Below are 16,688 nucleotides of genomic sequence, written 5' to 3'. Positions count from 1 at the left end.
CCGTAACCACGGGAAACCCTGCCGTGACCAGGGGTCACCCGACTTTGCAATAGCCCTGGGGGGCAGGTGCGTTCGCGTCGGGTGGGGATCAGGAGGGTGGCGATCTGGGCGAGGTGGGTCGGTAGCTGGTCAGCCCAGTCCTGAGGGGGGAATGTCCGCCGTGCCGGTGGCGGTGCGGCGGATCAGGCGCAGGGCCTTGGTGAAGGAGATCCTGTCCGGATCGAGGTCGGCGGCGGCGGACGCTTTCGCGGTCAGGGCGCTGATCGCGTGGTGGACGATCAGGTAGGCCCAGATCTCCTGGTGGGCCAGGTCCGGCAGACGGGACCGCAGCACCCGTCCGGGACCACGGAGGTGGGTCTTGAGCTGGTCGTTGGCGGTTTCTTCCTCCCACCGCTCGTGGTAGCCGCCGGCAAGTTCGTCGGCGTGGGCGTCGGCGGGGTCGACGATGGTGGTGATCAGGGCGATCAACTCGCCGGTGCCGTCGCCGACGCGGTCGGGGATGTCGTACTCGACCACCCGGGCGAGGTGAACGACCGGCAGGCCCCGGTCGTCGAACGCGTCCGGAACAGCGTCGATGTCGGTCAGGTCGGCTCCGGCGCGGGCGGCCGCGAGGAGCCGTTCCCGTCGACCGCCACGGACGGTCGGTTTGACCAGGACGGTGAGATAGGTGCCGTCGGACAGGACCTTCACCACGGGCAGGTCGATCTGGGTCGGGGCCCGCCACAGCAGCGCCGCGCCGGTCGCGGCGGCGGTGTCCCACGCCTGCCAGGAGTAGAACCCCCGGTCGGCGGTGAGCAGCTCGTCGGACCGCAGCCGGGGGTACAGCCGCCGCGCGAGGGTCTTCTCACCTTCCGTGTAGGCGCCGATCTCCGCGGCGACGAACGCATGGGTGCCGCACTCCGCGAGGGCCACGACCCGGGCCTTCGGAAACGCCGACCGGTTTCCCCCCGACCCGGCGTAGCCGAACTCGGCCGCGTTGGCCCCACCGTCGGGCACATCGACGGTGAACCCGTCGACCGCCAGCAGCCGCCACCGGCGCAGGAACGACCCCCGCGCGGTGCCCAACGCGCCCGCCGGCGCTGTCGGGCCCGACCCGCCCGCGACCGGCCCGCACGTGCGCTCGAACAGCTCGGCGAACACCCGGCGGCCCAACCGTTTCCGCGCCTGGGTGATCGCGCTCGAGGTCGGCACGCTCCACCCCGCGTCCCAGCACCCGAACCGGTCCAACGACCCGGTGACCCTGGCCGCGACCTCGGTGTAGTCATCGTCGGGGAACAACGCCAGCCCCAACGTCAGGTAGGTGCTCACGTGCGCCGGCAGTTTCCCGTCCGACCGCTGCTCCCGCACCCCGCACACCTCGATCGCGGCGTCGACCTCCTCCCGCGACACCTGCGAGATCAACACCCCGAGCGACACCTGATCCGGCCGCACCACCGGACGATCCGCCACATCCACCGACATGACCCGTGATCAAAACAGTCAGCCGAGCCGTGGTCGTCCCGCCACGCCGCACCGCCGAGGCGTCCACACCAAACCGCAGGTCAAACCCAAGATCAACTTAGGCTACGTGGCATTGGGCCTCTCGCCTGGTATTTCGTGGCAGGGCCAGATAGCCGTTCGCGCCGTCGGGCGGTGTTGACGGTAACCGTGACGGCAACGTGCACAGACCACCACGCCCGAACGGCACCCGCGCTACCCGGCGAGGGCCCGGCGGAGGTCCTTCATCAATAGCAGCAGGTGCATTGTGTCGGTGGGGCCCGACTCAAACTTGGCCAGGCGGAGGTAGAAGTCGCGGGCGGCGTCGGTTTGGCAGTGGATGAGCACGGCGCGGACACCGATGACCTCGGCCGCCGTGGCGATGCGCCGCAGCGCGTCGACTACCAGGGCACGTCCGAGTCCGGCACCTTGGGCGCTGCGGTCGACGCCGAGGCGGGTCAGGATCACCACGGGCTGGTGGTAGCGGCCGGCACCCTGCCGCAGCCGCGGGGAGGCGTCAGCCGGGGCGACACTGCCGGCAGCGAGGGCGTAGTAGCCGGTCACGCGGCGATCCGGGTGATCGGCGTCAGCGACGACGTACACGCGGGACAGGCCGGCCCGGTGCGCCTGCAGGGCGTGCTCGGCCAGCCAGACCGACTGTGCTGGCGAGCCACAGTCGAAGCCCGTCACCACGTGTGTGGCCGATAACGGCTCGACGGGCGAGAACCGGGAACTCACCCCTGCGCCTCGCTCGCCAGGCTGTCCAGAACCGTAGGCCCGGTCACCAGTTCCCGCAGGCCGGCAACATCCTGGGCCGGGCGCTGCAGCGCCTCGTCGAACACCCGCCACGCGTCCTCGCCCAGTAGGAACGCTCGCCGATCAGCCAGCACGTCAGCAGCCGCGTCGGTAGCCGCCTTCAGCACAAACGTCGACACACTCGCACCAGCGGCCTGACTGGCCGCCTCCAGCAACGCCTTCTGCTCGGCATCCACCCGCAGGTGCAGCCGTTCCGCCTTCGCACTCATCACCCGAGTGTACGCACAACGTACGCCAGGACGAGGGGCTGGAGCCGAGGCTGGTCCAAATCTGCTCTACATAATCAAGGCCGGCCCGGCTCACGCCGGGCCGCGCGCACGCGCTACAGCCGTTCCGGCCCCGCGCGCACGCCCAACGACAGCGGTCACTCATCCTGCCCCCGGACGATTCACGGGCCGAGGCCGTGACGATCCCTTCACCGACCACCCTGAGCGAGTGGTTCCGGGGATCGACGCCGCACCGCTACGCGGCACGCCACCGCGAGTCTGGTCTCGCGTTCCGACACACCGGACCGTCCATCGATTTGTCTAGATGTAACCCGTTCCTTGACGGCAACCGCGACGGCAACGTGGGGCGACAGACGCGCATTCGGACAGCCAGCGATTACTGGATGTAACTACTGGCCCTGCGTCAGATGATCGCCAAGCCCGCTTCCGGTCTCGCAATATGACGGTCCTGAGCGGCTCTAATCACCCGCCGAACGGCCGTAGTAGAGCAACATTTCCTCACGCACCGGTCCACTCTTAGGAATCCGATACCACCACCCTTCGCGATCTGGCTTCACTCTCCCATCAATCCGTTCTGCATAGCCCTCCAGGTCAGGCTCAGTAAATTTTATGAACCGTTGATCCAGCTCGGCGACAGCCGGCTCAATGCGTGGCCTCAGATCAAGACTAAGAAGAGCCACTCCTTGCGCTATCAGGTCTCGAATGACGAGCGCGGCGACGTAGTCGTGGGCTCCCCAGATCGAGCGATCGTCCGAGGGCGCAAGCAAATCGGCTTCAAGCTTCGACAGGTGCTCCCGCCATGCTCCTACCAGGTCAACTAGACCAATATCCCTACCGGGCGAGGCAGACACAACAGTTTCATTGAGCTGTGCAATATCCGCCTCACTAAGTCGCTCCCGAAGCCACTTGGCTGTATCTTCGCCCATCAGCTCACCTGCCCGGGAAGTATGCCGTACTCTTCCACGGCATGTCGTAGTTGATGATGACCCTAACGCCGTTGTGCTCAAACTTGGCAGCGTTCTGCCCCTCAAGTCGGACCGGGCCAGCGTTCCTCAACGCATCCTCAATTTGACTGCGCCCCGGTCGACCCATCGCCGGATTTCCGCCGCCCGTATGGCCATAAACGAACTCGGTCATCTCGTCTAAGGAATAGTCGGAGCCATGGAAATCAGCATCGCCAGGGGTCTTCTTCCCGAATGGCACCCCACAGAACGGTCCTGTGTTGTGCACCAGCACCGGTGTGTTGCCGGCTACCACATAGTACGTATGGATGTCGGCGACACTGAGGTTGTGGACCCGCCTTGTCTCGTTCCACCGCTTGACCGCAGTGATTTGTATCCACGTGCCGGACGCGGTCTGTAGTAGTTGTCCGGCTTCCAGGTCAACCGCATTGACCCACTCCGAAAGTTCCGGCGACCAGAATGGGTGGTTGTCAGTCGCAGTGATGACTGCCGGGTCATCCGGCTCAGCGACGACGGTCAGCTCAACAAGTTCCTTCTCCCCGCCACTGGCAATGACCGCCTCGACCGGCTTTGCGGCGGTCTCCCCCGTTTCCGGATCTGTTGCCAAGACATAGTCGCCGACTTCAACATCCTCAATACGCTTTGTTGAACCGTCTGCCATCAATACTGCGGTGCCGACCACGAAGCTACTGCAGCGCCTAGCCTTCCTCAGATCGTTCGCACGATCAGTCAATCTAGCACCCTTGCCCGCTGCACCGGCGTAGCCTAGGAAAGGAACTGCCGAGAGCAGGGAGAGACCAGCACCGAGCCAATCGCCTTGAACAGCAGAAACAATCGCACCGCCAATATCACAGGGCTCTCCAACAACCGGAGCAAGGCCGCACAGGAACAGAACTCCATCGACACACCACAAGACACTCGGACATGGTCCGCTGGCGTTGCCATACAGAGGAGGCTGTCCAGAAGGCGGGAGACCGTCTCCCCACGGTGAAGGGGCCGGAGTCGGAGTCGAACTGTCGCGAGATGAGGAGTTCGCCTGACCAACACTAACCGGCGGCATCGGTGTAGTCTGAGGGTTTGGCGCACCGCAGCTGTAGCAGGTTTCATCTCTTGGATCGCCACCAATGGTGTAGCCACCGCCCGCATTTGGCGTCGCTAGCTGATTGCAGCCAAGATCACCACAGACACGTAGACCGCTTGGATCCGACCATGTGATGGGATTACCGTTAGAGTACGAATACCCGTGCATCTGCTGCGGGTCAGTCAAGTCCATGATTGGATCGACAGAGATGAAGCGTCCGTTTTCCGGCTCATACTCTCGCGCACCGATATGCGTCAAGCCGGTCGGATCGACGTCCCCGCCGACGAAGCCCTTCAGGTTCGGCCAACCCGACACACTTCCACGAGGCACACCGTACGGCGTCTGGCGGCGATGCGTGACGGCCTGACCACCGGTCGGGGAGATGGAAATCGACTGCGTCGACTGGTGATCGGTGACCAGCCACTTGAGACCGAAGGCGTCACGCATTGCGAAAACGCCATCGATGTAGCTGTAGTATCGGGTTGCCGACTTCGTCCCCGTTGAAGTCGTGTACCGGATCTCCATTCCGGGCAGATACAAAGTCTTCCCCGACCCGTCACGCCGGATGATCCGATCACCGTCGGCGCCGTACACGAACTCATGCTGTTCGCTGCCGTCAACCAACTCCGCCAAGCGGCCTTCGGTGTCCCAGTCAAGACTCTGAATCCCAGAGGTAGGACTAGGCCGAGACACCGTGTTGCCGACATCATCGTAGCCGTACGAACTGACGCTACTCCCACCCGGACCCGACGAGGTGACCGACTGCAATGCGTGCGGACGCACGCCACCAGGGGCGGGGTACGAATACGTCCGAGTCGTGTCACCACCACCGGCGTGCGACACTTCCGTTAGCCGATTGCCGATGTCGTCAAAAGTCCACGACAGCCAATATGGTGCCGGCCCACCCAACGTCCCCGTACTCGCAGCGGTAGCGCAGTCGTCGGCGGCTGGTGTCCACGCCTCCACCAGACGACGCAACTCGTCGTACTCAAAACACTGAACGTCCGAGGTCCCACCGTCCGGCACGTCAGCAACCCTCGTAACGTTACCAGCCGGATCATAGCTATACCGCACATCAGACACATACTGCGGCGACGTCTCCCGGACAGTAACCGACTGCGTCAACCGCCGAGTCGCATCATCGTAGTCGTACCCCCGATCCACCCACCCGGTGCTGTTCTGCCGGTACCGGATCAGAGTCGGCTCACCCAGCGCCGTATACGTCGTCTCCTGTACATACATGTCGTTGCCGGCGGTCGTGAGCCGCTCGACGAGGCCGGTCACCGCATCGTACACGTACCCCAGATTCTCGTTACCCAGCCCAGTCCCACTTCCGCCAGGGTAGGTGTCCGACGCCGGACTGCCGTCGACCTTGTAGGAGTGCAGGAACGTGTAGATCCCAGCGAGCCCCGTCTCCGCGGCCGGCACGATGTAGTCCTCACCATGCGGCTGGTACAGCTCGTTGTAGCCACGAACCCGCATAATGTAGGCCGACCCGTCGACCCACCGGTTCGCGGTATGCAACCGGCCCTTGCCCCCACCCACCGTGTCATAGGTCCAGGTGGCCCTACGGGTGGCGGTCGAAACGACGTCGTCGTACACGCCGGTCTTTCGGCCGAGCACATCGTAGCTGTATGCCAGCACCTCACCGCTACCGTTCGTCGTGCCGGTCACATCACTGTAGTCGTTGTAGACATGCGTAGTGGTGCCAGCGTCCGGGTCGACAGCGATTTCTTGACGACCTCGAACATCGTAACCGTAGGTCCAGCTGTTCCCCGCTGGATCAGTCACCTCCACCAACTGACCCTTCGCATCGTACTCGTAGCTGGTAGCAGCGAAGGCAGCTGCGGTTGTGGCTCCTTTGTGCTGACGATTCTCAACCGTGCTTCCACGGGCATCAGAGATCATGGTGGTCGGTGTGCCACCGGCCGGCGGGTCAGTGTAGACGCGGTCGCCGCCGTACGAGGTGGTGGTGCGCCACTTCTCGACACCGCTGGACTTGAGGATGACGGCGGTGGTCCGCCCGGCCCGGTCGTACTCGGTCACAGTCTGGCTCTTCGCCTCCCAGTCGTACACCGACCGCAGAGTAGTGCCGGGGTTGACCGAATCGTCGTAGTAGAAGGCGTTGTTGATCCGTGATCTGCCCGCCGCGTCGTAGACCGTCTCGGTGAACACCGTACCGGCACCGGACTTCGCCGGCGTCTGCGTCTGTCGGGGCCGGAGCAGTCCGTCGAAGAGCTCGTAGCTCGTGACGTAGTTGCCCGCTGCGTTCAGCTTGTGCGTGGTGACCGCGTTGACCCCGCCGGTCCGCCGCAACAGGTAGGAGTACTCGATGTGCGGGTCGTCCCCGTCGTCCCGGTCCTGGTTCGGCAGCCAGACCTTGGTCAGCCGCCCCAACGCGTCGTAGGCCAGCTCGGTACGGCGGTTGTTCACATCCACTGCAGCCACCCTGGCACCCCACGCCGGATCGATCTCCTCGGTCGAGATCCAGCCGAGCGGACCGGTGGTAGTGACCTGGGTCAGGGGACCGCCGGTGGACGGCGTGTACCCCGTTGTCGTCTTGTTGTCGCGCACATCCCAGCTCTCGATCACTCGGCCATATGCGTCATGCTCCGCGCGGCCGGACGTCAGCCATGTCGTCGTGCCGCCACCGGTCGGTGCCCAGTCCTTGAGCACCTCGGTACGGGTGACGTCGCCCTTGGTCGGCGTGCCCCCGTACGTCTGGCCGTCGTAGCTGGTCCGGGTATCGCCGATGACGTGCGCGGTGGCCGTCACCGGCTGACCGCACGCCACCGCAAAGCTCTGATCACGCCCGACCAGGTCAAGGATGTTGGCTGCAGTGTTCCGGTTGTAGGTGACCTTCTGGCAGCGTTCGTCGCCTGGCACGTCGGTCGCGCCGTTCGCCGTGACCTCACCCAGGTCGTTCACCTGGGTAACCATCCCATAGCCGTCAAAGGTGTTCTCCACCTTGGTGGTCCGCCAGCCACGACCCTGATCAAGCATGACCGATGCGTAGGCGGTAGCGACGCCCGTGTAGCGGGCATCGACGGTCGAGTCACCGATCGTACGGGTGGCGGTCGCGCTGGACTGCCAGGGCACGTTCACCGTCTTCGAGAGCGGGGCGGTCGTCACCCCGTTGTAGATCACCTGTTCGCGCACCAGCCCAGCCCAGGCGTCCTCGTCGTTGACCGAACCGCCGATCGAAGCCGGCACCTGCACGCTACGCGTACCGCCCGACGGCGACGACCGGTCACCGTGCATACCGCGCAGGAATGTCGTCTCGGTCAAGGTCTGCTGCCCCGGAGCACCGGTTCGCGCACGGACAGTCGAGTAGCCGCGATAATCCGACCAGGTGCGGTAACCGTCCTTGCTGAGCCCGTCATCCTTGGTGTAGCGCCAAGCCGGGTTGCCGAGGTACTCGTAGGCGGTGACCACGTCCACGCCGCCGCCGGTCTGATCGGATTCGGTCACCATCGTGACCAGATATTTGTGGAAATAGTCGGTCTCGGTGCCCCCACCTGCCGCGTCGCTGATGACTGGGTAGCAGCGCAGCGTGTTGGTGTGCGCGGCCGAGGGCATCGGGCCACCCGGCTGGCACTGCGGTGAGGTATAGGCGATCGAGATCCGACCACCGGCTTCGGTCCAGATGTCACTGATTCGCTGCCAGTTCATCGCTGGCTTCCCATCACCGGAGGAGTCGACCCGGTTGGGCAGTTGCAGCCAATCGAAGCTGACCTCGGGCAGACTTATCGACGGGCTGGCGGCGTGACCGGTATGCACGATCGAGTCGAGCCACAGCCCGCGCCGGGTGCCATCTCCGGTCGGCGGGAAGTCGTGGGTCAACGTCCACGAGTCGACTGCGCGATAGCTGCTGCTGCCAGAGTCCCACACCTGGGTCGTCACGGACGCGAGCCGGCTCGTTGACCAGAAGGTCGGGGTGTACAACCCGGCGCAGGTGGATCCGGTGCACTGCTGGTCCCACGGCGTGTCCGGCCAGTTGTTCTCGTCGTGCGTGGCGCACGACGAGGTCACGCACCGGTCGTCGCTGTCGAAGACCACCCGCATGGGCGAAGCCGTGCTGCTGTACACCGTGTCCGTGCCGCCTCGATTGTGGGTGCCGTAATCGATCCGAGCGAGCACTCCGGCGCGGGTGTAGGTCACGGCACTGGCGGCGGTGAAGTTCCGACCATACTTGTTCGTCTGCGGGTCATACCACAGGGACATCGTGTTGCCGTGCGGGTCGACCACGTAGTCGAGGTTCCACCGCCATGCCTGGTTGCAGAAGGACCCGCCGAACGACGACGCGTGGCACGGGTCACCGGAGTGATTGCCGGCGACCGGCACCGTCCAGACCGAGCGGGTCGTTGGCTTGCCGGTCGTCCAGCCGGAAAGCTGGTTAAGGCCGAAAAAGTACTGCACGCCGTCCGCAGCGGTGACCTTCCAGTACTCGTTGTTGTTGTCGTCGTTGGTGGTGTTGGTGAGTCGCTCGACCTTGGAGCCGTCGTCCTGCTTCGGCTTCCAGACACCGCTACTACCGTCGCGGATCAACTCGACCGAGCTGCCGTTGAGCGACAGTACCGCGTTGTCTCGAGCCCAGCACAGGTCCCCCGTGGCCACCGTGTTGTTGGCCCCGCCGTCCATGTCCTGCGCGCACGGACGATAGCGCCGCTCGATGAACCCTGGTGAATACTCGAAGCCCTCACCGATCCAGGACGGCTGGTTGTTGGTCGCTTCGCTACGCCCGTCAACAGCGGAAGAGGAGTACGCAAGGGCCGTGCTGGGTGCCGGACCGCCAAGCGACGGCGGCACACGCATCGGATACGACCAGGAGAAGTCGCCCGATCCTCCGCCAGACGCCCAGGTCGACGATGCCTGCAGCTGAGTAGCGCCATAGTCACCGGCGGCGGACGACGAGTCAGCCAGCAGCGCGACGACGGTGGAGGACCCCGGACGGCCGGCTCGGCCGGAACCGCCCTCGCCGATGGTGATCTCCGCGGTCACCCGCTGATCACCGACGTGGTTGCGGGAGGCCAGCGGGCGTGCACCGCAATTGGCCGCAGCCGGATCGGTCAGCGCGCAGGCTGGTAGCTCGACCAACCGTAGCCGGGTCGACCAGTCCGCGCCGAAAGCGCTGGCGAATCCGGAGTAGTCCACCGAGACGACCACTCGACTCGACCCAGCCGTCCCGTCGATCTGGCTGAGTCGCATCAGGACGCCGGCCCGATGCCAGTCTCGCCGGGTTGTTGCCCGGTCGAGCAGATCGACTCGAATCGGCCCCGGCTCGGCAGTCTGGCTGCCTGACGCCGGGACAGGAGTAAGCCAGACTGGGGCTTCGGGCACCCGCACCTGGGTCGGCCTCACCGGCTGGCCCAGCCGCCGAGCCTGTTCCCGGGTCATCATCGCACCGGCCAGGTCGACCTCGCGTACGCCTGGCTTTGGCCAAACTACTGGCGTTGGCTCGTAGCGTTCGTTGCTGGATCGGTCCTCGCCGTCCTGGCGGGCCGGAACGGCGAATGTGTCCACCACCGACAGCTGATCCGGTTGCAGATTTACCGACGCAGCTGCAGCCGCGTCGCGCGCCGGGGGTGCGACGGCGACCAGTGAAACAGCTACAGCCACTGCGAGAAGCGCCATGCCCGTCTGGCGCGCCCGATGCCGGCGTGTCGCTGGGCGAGGCAGGGTGGTTGACACTACGACCTCCGATACAAGCCGATGTCGGAAGGAGGGGAGTCGGATCATGAGGTGGCGCCGTACAGATTGCCGACCTCGCGGGCACTCACGCTGCCTGCGTAGACCGACACCTGGTCGATGCTTCCGGGGAAGAAGTTGCTCAGGGCCCCGTTCCAGCGTTCCCTGGCAAGCGTGAGGGCACCGGTGGCAGACCACGTCATCGGCGCGCTGAGCTGAACTGGTCCGGTGGTCTGCCCATTGACATAGAGGCTGATGGCACTGGTGCCTGCGTCGTAGACGCCCACCAGATGGACCCACTCACCCGGCACTGGCGTCACCGGCGAGGTCGCCAACGCCAAGGCCGGGCTGTCGGCGGCGTCGCTGCCCCGCATCCAGAAGCCCCATTGCTGGTCACCCGTGTCATAGCCGAGCACGAACGCTTCTACCTGTGCCCCGCCCTGGGCAACCGCTGCCGCGTTCTCTGTCGGCAGCGGATCGGACGGATCGCCGTCGAGTTGCACCCATGCCGAAACAGTGAACGACTGATCGGTCCGGACGACCGGTTGCTCGATCAGGGTGTAGGGGTCGGCCGTGGTCGCATACCCGGAATCGCCGTCGAACCAGGCGGCGTCGTCCTGATCCTGACCGTCAGTAGTGAACGCCGATGATGGTGGAGCAGCGTCCCATCCGCGCAAATAGATGTTGCGGCCCCAGTATTCCAGGTCAAGCGCCTGGTCACACCAGCAGTCCGCAGTGCCGGAAAAATCCCAGAACCCGACCCTGGGCGGGGACAGTACGCCGTTGCTGAACGGGACGCCCGCAGTCGGATCCTCGTTCGTGCCGTATAGATCGTCCGGAACCACTACTCGGTCCCAGATCCGCAGATCTGTGACCTCGCCACGCCAGGTGTCGGTCGGCGCTCCGTACCACAGCGCCCGACCTACCACGAGTGAACCTACAGCCGTCCACGGTGTCGCGGCTCGGCTGGTCTCCGCCGCCAGTTCACCGTTTACATAGAGACGCATGATGCCGAGCTCAGCGTCGTGGACGGCGGCAAGATGCGTCCATTTCCCGACGTCCGCAGCGGTTATCGGCACTACCGAGTCCGCTCGATGGTTGGAGCCGGTGGCGGACGAATCGCCCATCATGAACGACCAGTATGGCACCGGCGGACTACCGAGATAACGGATGCCGAGATAGAAGCCGCTGAAGTCACTGTCGTCCTGACTGACCGCCGTGCGGTTTCCGGTGGTGAGTGCCGATGCTCGTACCCATGCCGTGACACTGAACGACTCAGCGGTATCCAACTCCGGCACGTTCGCCGTCGCGGTGCCATATATGTTGGTGGGCGACTCGGTCACGCTGTCGAAGAACGGAACACTCTCGCCGATCAGTCGGGTGTCGCTCGGCCATGTAACGTCACCCGCAGCGACAAGATCGCCGGAACTTCCCGTGATGTTGCTGAGACCCCGGTTGTTGATGGTATCCATCGGCCAGTGCCCGATAGGCGTCGATGGTGCCCCGACTAGGAAGGAGTAAACGCTGGTCGGGCTCGGCGTGCCGGCGCTGTCCTTGCTGTAGACGTGTAGGGCGTTGTAGCCGTACCGGGGTGGCGTGAGCGTGAGTGTGTGGGAGGCACCCGGGGAAACTGAGACAGTTGTCCCAGGTGGGTTACTCCAGCCATAGACATAGGTGGTCACGTCTGTGGCGCCGGCGGTGAAGGTGAATGTGCCGGATTCTCCGGGACCGCCGTGCGCTGTCGGCCCAGACGGGTAGGTGGTGGAGCTGATCCCCGGGGCTGGCGGCGCGCTGGCGTTGACGGTGAACTGGCAGCTCGTGGACCAGTCGGAATCGGCATGACTGTCGTTGGCACGCACTCGCCAGGCGTACGTCTTGCCTTCGGCCCCCGCCCCGAGATTGAGGGTGACCTCGCCGAAATTGTTGGCTGGACGCGACGGGCCGGTGACCAGGGTGGCTCCGCCACCCACTTGTCTCCACTCGAACGTGCCGACCAGGGTGTCCGATCCGTCCGAGTCGCGATACCGGGCACGCAGCGTCGGCGACGTCGTGCCGACGATACCGTTGCAGGCGACCGCCGACGTGGTCAGTTCGGTCGGGGTACCCGGTCGGGAGTTGTAGTTGACGATCAACCAGCTCTGGTCGACGTAGAACCTCTTCCACCTGTCCTGGTTCCACTCATACTGCCCAGAGGGGTTACAGGCACACAGTCCGACGGTGTAGCCGCTCCACTGCTGGTTGACCGAGTACTGCACGTCGTTGGTCACGGCGGAACCGCCGAACTCGACGTTGACGTCGTCCTGGATCACGCCGCACCCGCCGGCCTCGTTCGCGTTCGCGTCCTGCGCCCCGAGGTAGGCCGACGTTGGAAGTGGACGTGCGCCCCAGGACATCCGCGGTGTGTTGTTGATCCCTGCTGTCCGGAAGAGATGCACCCAGGTTGGCGAGCAGGACCAGGAGTGGTCGAGGCGCATACGCACCTCGGCGGAGAGGATCTGCTTGCTACGAACTGGCCAGATGTTGAAGCGGAAGTAGGACCGGTAAAGGACGTCGTCGTACGGATTCCGCCCAACCCACGCCTGGTTTTCCACATCCCAGTTGTTGTTGCTGTTGTTCGCGTACGCCCATGAGGTGCTCTTGTTGTCGAATGCCGGATCGATGAACACCGGGTAGGTCGTCTCCGGGCCGTTCAGCACCGCCGGGTCCGGCAGGACTTCCAGGTCGCCAGCGACAACGTCCACGTCGATCGCCGCCTTGGCGGCGGCTGGACCGGGGCCGGCAGCGGTCGACGGCTCCGGAGGTTCTGCAGCGGCGGTAACGGCGCCGCGTCCGCCGTCGGTTACCTCGCCGCCGTTTGCCGGGTCGACCGACGAGTCCCACATCGACGCGGTCGGGGTGACCCCGACCGTCCGCCCTTGGGAGTTGGCAAGTCGGAGCCCGCCATCGGGCAGCGGCTCCGGCGCAATGTCACCACCGAGGATGTAACGCACTCGGGCCAAGTCCGGGTGGGCTGCCGCTTGAGCGGTCTTGACCTCCAGGACGTGCTTGAAGCCTGTCGCCGTGGCCATCACATGCAGGTCGACGTCCGGTAGAACCGAGGCGTACACAGCCGTGTCAGCTTGCACGGTCGGCGTAGGAAGCGGATCAGGCCACGACAGGGTGAAGTCTTCTCCGTCGACCTCCAGGGTTACCAGCGGGGCCGTTCCGCCACCGCTTAATGTCACGTCGGCAGTCGTCGCCGCCGGGGCGAGCCGGCCATCCGGCTGCGCCGCCAAATCGGTCGATACCGGCACCCACGAGTCGGTCCCGGTCCGGATCCGCTGAGGCACGACGGCCGACTCCAGCGTGCGGGTGCCGTCAGGTTCCACGTAGACCTGGGAATACTCGTCACGCTCATCGAGGGCCTCGACACGGGCGGCACAAGCACGCGCGATCCGCTCGGCCTCAGCCGACGTGGCGACCTGGTCCACGCACTGGGGCTGAGGCGGTTCGGCTTCCGCAGGCGTAGACGAGAGCACAACCACACCAGCCAGCATCAGCACGATAGCCGCCAGGGTCCGCACCCAACGTCGGTGCGGGGTACTCGAACGGGTCAGGACAGGCGGTGTCACGCTGACATCCACTAAGACTCCCGTGACTTGATCGCGGTCTTGGGGCAAGTTCTGATCGAGGCAGCATCGCTACCGCTGATGCGCCGAAGCGGGCTACGTCAGTGGATGCGGTTCGGTGTCAACCAGGCCGGGACGGGGCCCTGAGTCGGCTTCGATTCGGCTCAGCGTCAGTGCGGCGGCTGTGGCTGCTGCGGTGGTGGTGGCCAGGCTCTGTGGCCAGCGATGTCGTGGACGGCTCGGACGGGTCGGCGGCGTCTGGGCAGCATCCACTAGGGACCCCCGTGGCTATGCGTCATGTACGTCCGACCCTAGAGATCCATGTCCGTATCTGTAAAGGGGGCATCACAATCCGCTACCACAAACCTCCCTCACCGGACATCGAGCGACACAGAGTCATCAGTCGGGTACGACCGGCCACGCGTACAACTCTGACGAAATCCCGTCGACGTTGAGCCGAGCCACCCGTCCACCGATCGACGGAGTTCATAAGTCCACTAGTGACGGCAGGATGGATCGGGTCGAGCATCCCAGGAGGTGGTAGCCATGTCCCCGTCCGTGTTGAACTCGTCCGTACCGCGCCGACGACTGGGCCGGGAGCTGCGTCAGCTGCGCGAGCGGCTGACCCAGCTGCCGCAGACGTCGGTCGCCAGCGAGCTGGAGTGGTCGGCGACGAAGCTGTGGCGGATGGAGCGCGGCGAGGTCCCGGTCCGCTCCGGCGACGTCGTGCTGCTCTGCGAGTTGTACGGCGTCGAGGAGGAGACCACCGAGATCCTTGCCGCGTTGGCGACCAAGACCCGGGAGAAGGGCTGGTGGCACGACTACGCCAGCCTGCCGTCCTGGTTCGAGCTGTACGTGGGCCTGGAGGAGGCCGCCAGCCGGATCCGCGAGTACCAGAGTCAGCTGGTGCCGGGCTTCTTGCAGACCCGGGAGTACGCCACCGCGATCTTCACGAAGGACGTCGACGGCGTGCCCCGTCACCAGATCGCCGACCGGGTCACGGTGCGGCTGGGCCGGGCCCGGCTGCTGACCCGGCTGGAGCCACAGGCTCCGGAGTTCGACATCGTCGTCGACGAGGCGGTGCTGCGCCGCGTGGTCGGGTCGCGCCAGATCATGGCGGCGCAGGTGCGCCGGCTCGCCGACGCCGGCCGGCTGCCGAACGTCTCCGTCCGGGTCCTGCCGTTCTCGTCCGATCTGCACGCCGGGGTGCTGACCGGCGGCTCGTTCACCATCCTGGACTTTCCCGAGCAGTACGAACCCACCACCGTCTACCAGGAGTCGATCACCGGCGCGCTCTTCCTCGACAGGCAGGCCGAGAGCGACCGGTACGCTTGGGTCTACCACGATATCCGGTCGGCCGCGCTGAGCGAGGCCGAGTCGCGGGCGCTGCTGCTGGACACGGCGAAGGAGTACGAGCCATGACCGACCTGACCGGCGTCACCTGGCGCAAGAGCAGCCGATCCAACAGCCAGGGTGCCTGCGTCGAGGTCGCCGACGGGCTGGCCGGCGTGATCGGCGTACGCGACTCCAAGGACCCCACCGGCCCAGTTCTGACCATCTCCCCCGCCAACTGGTCAGCCTTTGTCGCCGCCACCAAGACCGGCACCCTCACCGCCTGACCGCACCCCGCCAGCACGCCGGCGGGGTCCAAACCGCACCTCGGTGGACTCGTCGCTGACCAGAATCGTCCCGCCGGGTAGCGACCAGTTGCCGGAGTCGGCGCGTCGGTGCATCAGCCCCCGACCGCGATCGTCGGTGACGATCGCCGAACCGCCCGGGACGATCCTGTTCGCCCTCGGCGCGGCCGGGTCGCGGTAATAGTCACGCCGGCGGGTCACGACACCTCCCGATGCGGGTACGGAGTGCGGGTCTGAGCCAAGTCGGGTGACTGCTCCCCACGGGAGTCGGCCAACACCTGCGCCAGATCGGTCACCAACCTAACCACCTTTCCCACGATGCTTCAGCGGCGCCACCCCATCCGCCACAGGTCGGATATCAGATGGCGCAAAAATGGCAGCTGCCCATCGATCTGCATTCCACCGTTTTCCCGTATCAATGCAGAGAATCTTGTCAGCGGAATAAACGCCGTTGCGAACGCAATTACACCCCCAAAGACACAACCCGCCACCATGATGCCAATGACCTCAGACGCGACCACCAGCTCCAATATTGCAATCAGGAATAGACCAGCCAGGAAGCACACCAAGAAGCCCCTGATCCCCCAAATCATCATCCTATACATAGTCGTGCTACGATATTCGTTACCATGGAGATCTGACATCGAGTTTCACCACCATTTCCAGCGCTTGATGATCCAGGTTTTAGCTACACCACCCTCACCGAAGGACACGCCCGCACCTCCGGACCCAGGGGTCCGGCAACCCCTGCCCGGGCATACTGGACGGGAGATCCGGGAAGCTGCGCCCCAGGGGTCAACACCTCCCGACGAGCAGCCTCGGCACTCGATTGCGATCCGCATGCCCCGGCGACAGACCGCAGCCCACTGCGGTCAAGCCCGACAGCTCAGGGCCCGGGCCGCCACCTCTTCAGGGCAAAAAGGTCAACCGCGACCATGCCGAACAGTTTTGGCCCACGTTCAAATACGTTCACACCCGAAAAGTTCGTTAATTCTTTGACGCTACGATTCATGGCAATTATTAGCATTTGCACAACAAAGACTCCTATTGCAAATATCACAAACACCACCAGCAATATCGGCACCAGTATCCCAACGGGACCACCGAACACCACCGCCAGAACCAAAACCAAGAGGTCTATTCACAGGCGATCCTGTAGAAGTGCAGCCCGATGACACAGGAGATCGTTTCCG

Annotated in this window: 9 protein-coding genes; 2 read left to right on the top strand and 7 right to left on the bottom strand. The window is 64.9% G+C overall.

Annotated features, from left to right (window positions below):
- Window positions 1–129: 129 nt before the first annotated feature.
- The 6 genes from ACFHW1_RS27610 to ACFHW1_RS27585 form a co-directional block, all read right to left on the bottom strand.
- Window positions 130–1,431, bottom strand: a complete 1,302-nt coding sequence (locus ACFHW1_RS27610) for an IS4 family transposase (RefSeq protein WP_416616512.1) — start codon at window positions 1,429–1,431, stop codon at window positions 130–132.
- A 261-nt stretch (window positions 1,432–1,692) separates the two neighbouring features.
- On the bottom strand, window positions 1,693–2,166 hold the full coding sequence (locus ACFHW1_RS27605; RefSeq protein ID WP_416557639.1) for a GNAT family N-acetyltransferase: 474 nt from the start codon (window positions 2,164–2,166) through the stop codon (window positions 1,693–1,695).
- A 44-nt stretch (window positions 2,167–2,210) separates the two neighbouring features.
- Window positions 2,211–2,501: a DUF1778 domain-containing protein gene (locus tag ACFHW1_RS27600; protein WP_416557640.1), complete on the bottom strand. Its 291-nt coding sequence runs from the start codon at window positions 2,499–2,501 to the stop codon at window positions 2,211–2,213.
- A 476-nt stretch (window positions 2,502–2,977) separates the two neighbouring features.
- Window positions 2,978–3,445 carry a hypothetical protein gene (locus ACFHW1_RS27595; RefSeq protein ID WP_416557641.1) on the bottom strand — a complete coding sequence of 156 codons (468 nt, stop codon included), beginning with the start codon at window positions 3,443–3,445 and terminating at the stop codon, window positions 2,978–2,980.
- Window positions 3,446–3,449: 4 nt separating this feature from the next.
- Complete coding sequence (locus ACFHW1_RS27590) at window positions 3,450–9,728, bottom strand: polymorphic toxin-type HINT domain-containing protein (RefSeq protein ID WP_416616510.1); 6,279 nt, start codon at window positions 9,726–9,728, stop codon at window positions 3,450–3,452.
- 569 nt (window positions 9,729–10,297) lie between these two features.
- Window positions 10,298–13,813, bottom strand: coding sequence for a LamG-like jellyroll fold domain-containing protein (locus ACFHW1_RS27585; protein ID WP_416616509.1), 3,516 nt, complete (start codon window positions 13,811–13,813; stop codon window positions 10,298–10,300).
- 591 nt (window positions 13,814–14,404) lie between these two features.
- Between ACFHW1_RS27585 and ACFHW1_RS27580 the strand changes: the two genes are divergently transcribed.
- On the top strand, window positions 14,405–15,280 hold the full coding sequence (locus ACFHW1_RS27580; RefSeq protein WP_416568586.1) for a helix-turn-helix domain-containing protein: 876 nt from the start codon (window positions 14,405–14,407) through the stop codon (window positions 15,278–15,280).
- Entirely contained in the window at window positions 15,277–15,477 is a 201-nt protein-coding gene (locus ACFHW1_RS27575; protein WP_416568587.1) for a DUF397 domain-containing protein, read from the top strand. Before ACFHW1_RS27580 ends, ACFHW1_RS27575 begins: the two co-directional genes overlap by 4 nt.
- Before the next feature lie 341 nt (window positions 15,478–15,818).
- Here the strand turns inward: ACFHW1_RS27575 and ACFHW1_RS27570 are convergent, their stop codons facing one another.
- On the bottom strand, window positions 15,819–16,091 hold the full coding sequence (locus tag ACFHW1_RS27570; protein ID WP_416616508.1) for a hypothetical protein: 273 nt from the start codon (window positions 16,089–16,091) through the stop codon (window positions 15,819–15,821).
- Between the last annotated feature and the right edge of the window lie 597 nt (window positions 16,092–16,688).

This window comes from Micromonospora sp. LOL_014 (genome assembly GCF_048060245.1).
Classification (GTDB): domain Bacteria; phylum Actinomycetota; class Actinomycetes; order Mycobacteriales; family Micromonosporaceae; genus Micromonospora_E.
The sequence above is the reverse complement of the archived record's forward strand: the minus strand, read 5'-3'. Positions and strand labels throughout refer to the sequence as shown.

Bases quoted from the DNA above. Each gene is read 5' to 3' on its own strand.
- ACFHW1_RS27600 (WP_416557640.1), bottom strand. From the start codon at position 2,501: ATGAGTGCGAAGGCGGAACGGCTGCACCTGCGGGTGGATGCCGAGCAG.
- ACFHW1_RS27595 (WP_416557641.1), bottom strand. From the start codon at position 3,445: ATGGGCGAAGATACAGCCAAGTGGCTTCGGGAGCGACTTAGTGAGGCG.
- ACFHW1_RS27580 (WP_416568586.1), top strand. From the start codon at position 14,405: ATGTCCCCGTCCGTGTTGAACTCGTCCGTACCGCGCCGACGACTGGGC.
- ACFHW1_RS27575 (WP_416568587.1), top strand. From the start codon at position 15,277: ATGACCGACCTGACCGGCGTCACCTGGCGCAAGAGCAGCCGATCCAAC.
- ACFHW1_RS27570 (WP_416616508.1), bottom strand. From the start codon at position 16,091: ATGATGATTTGGGGGATCAGGGGCTTCTTGGTGTGCTTCCTGGCTGGT.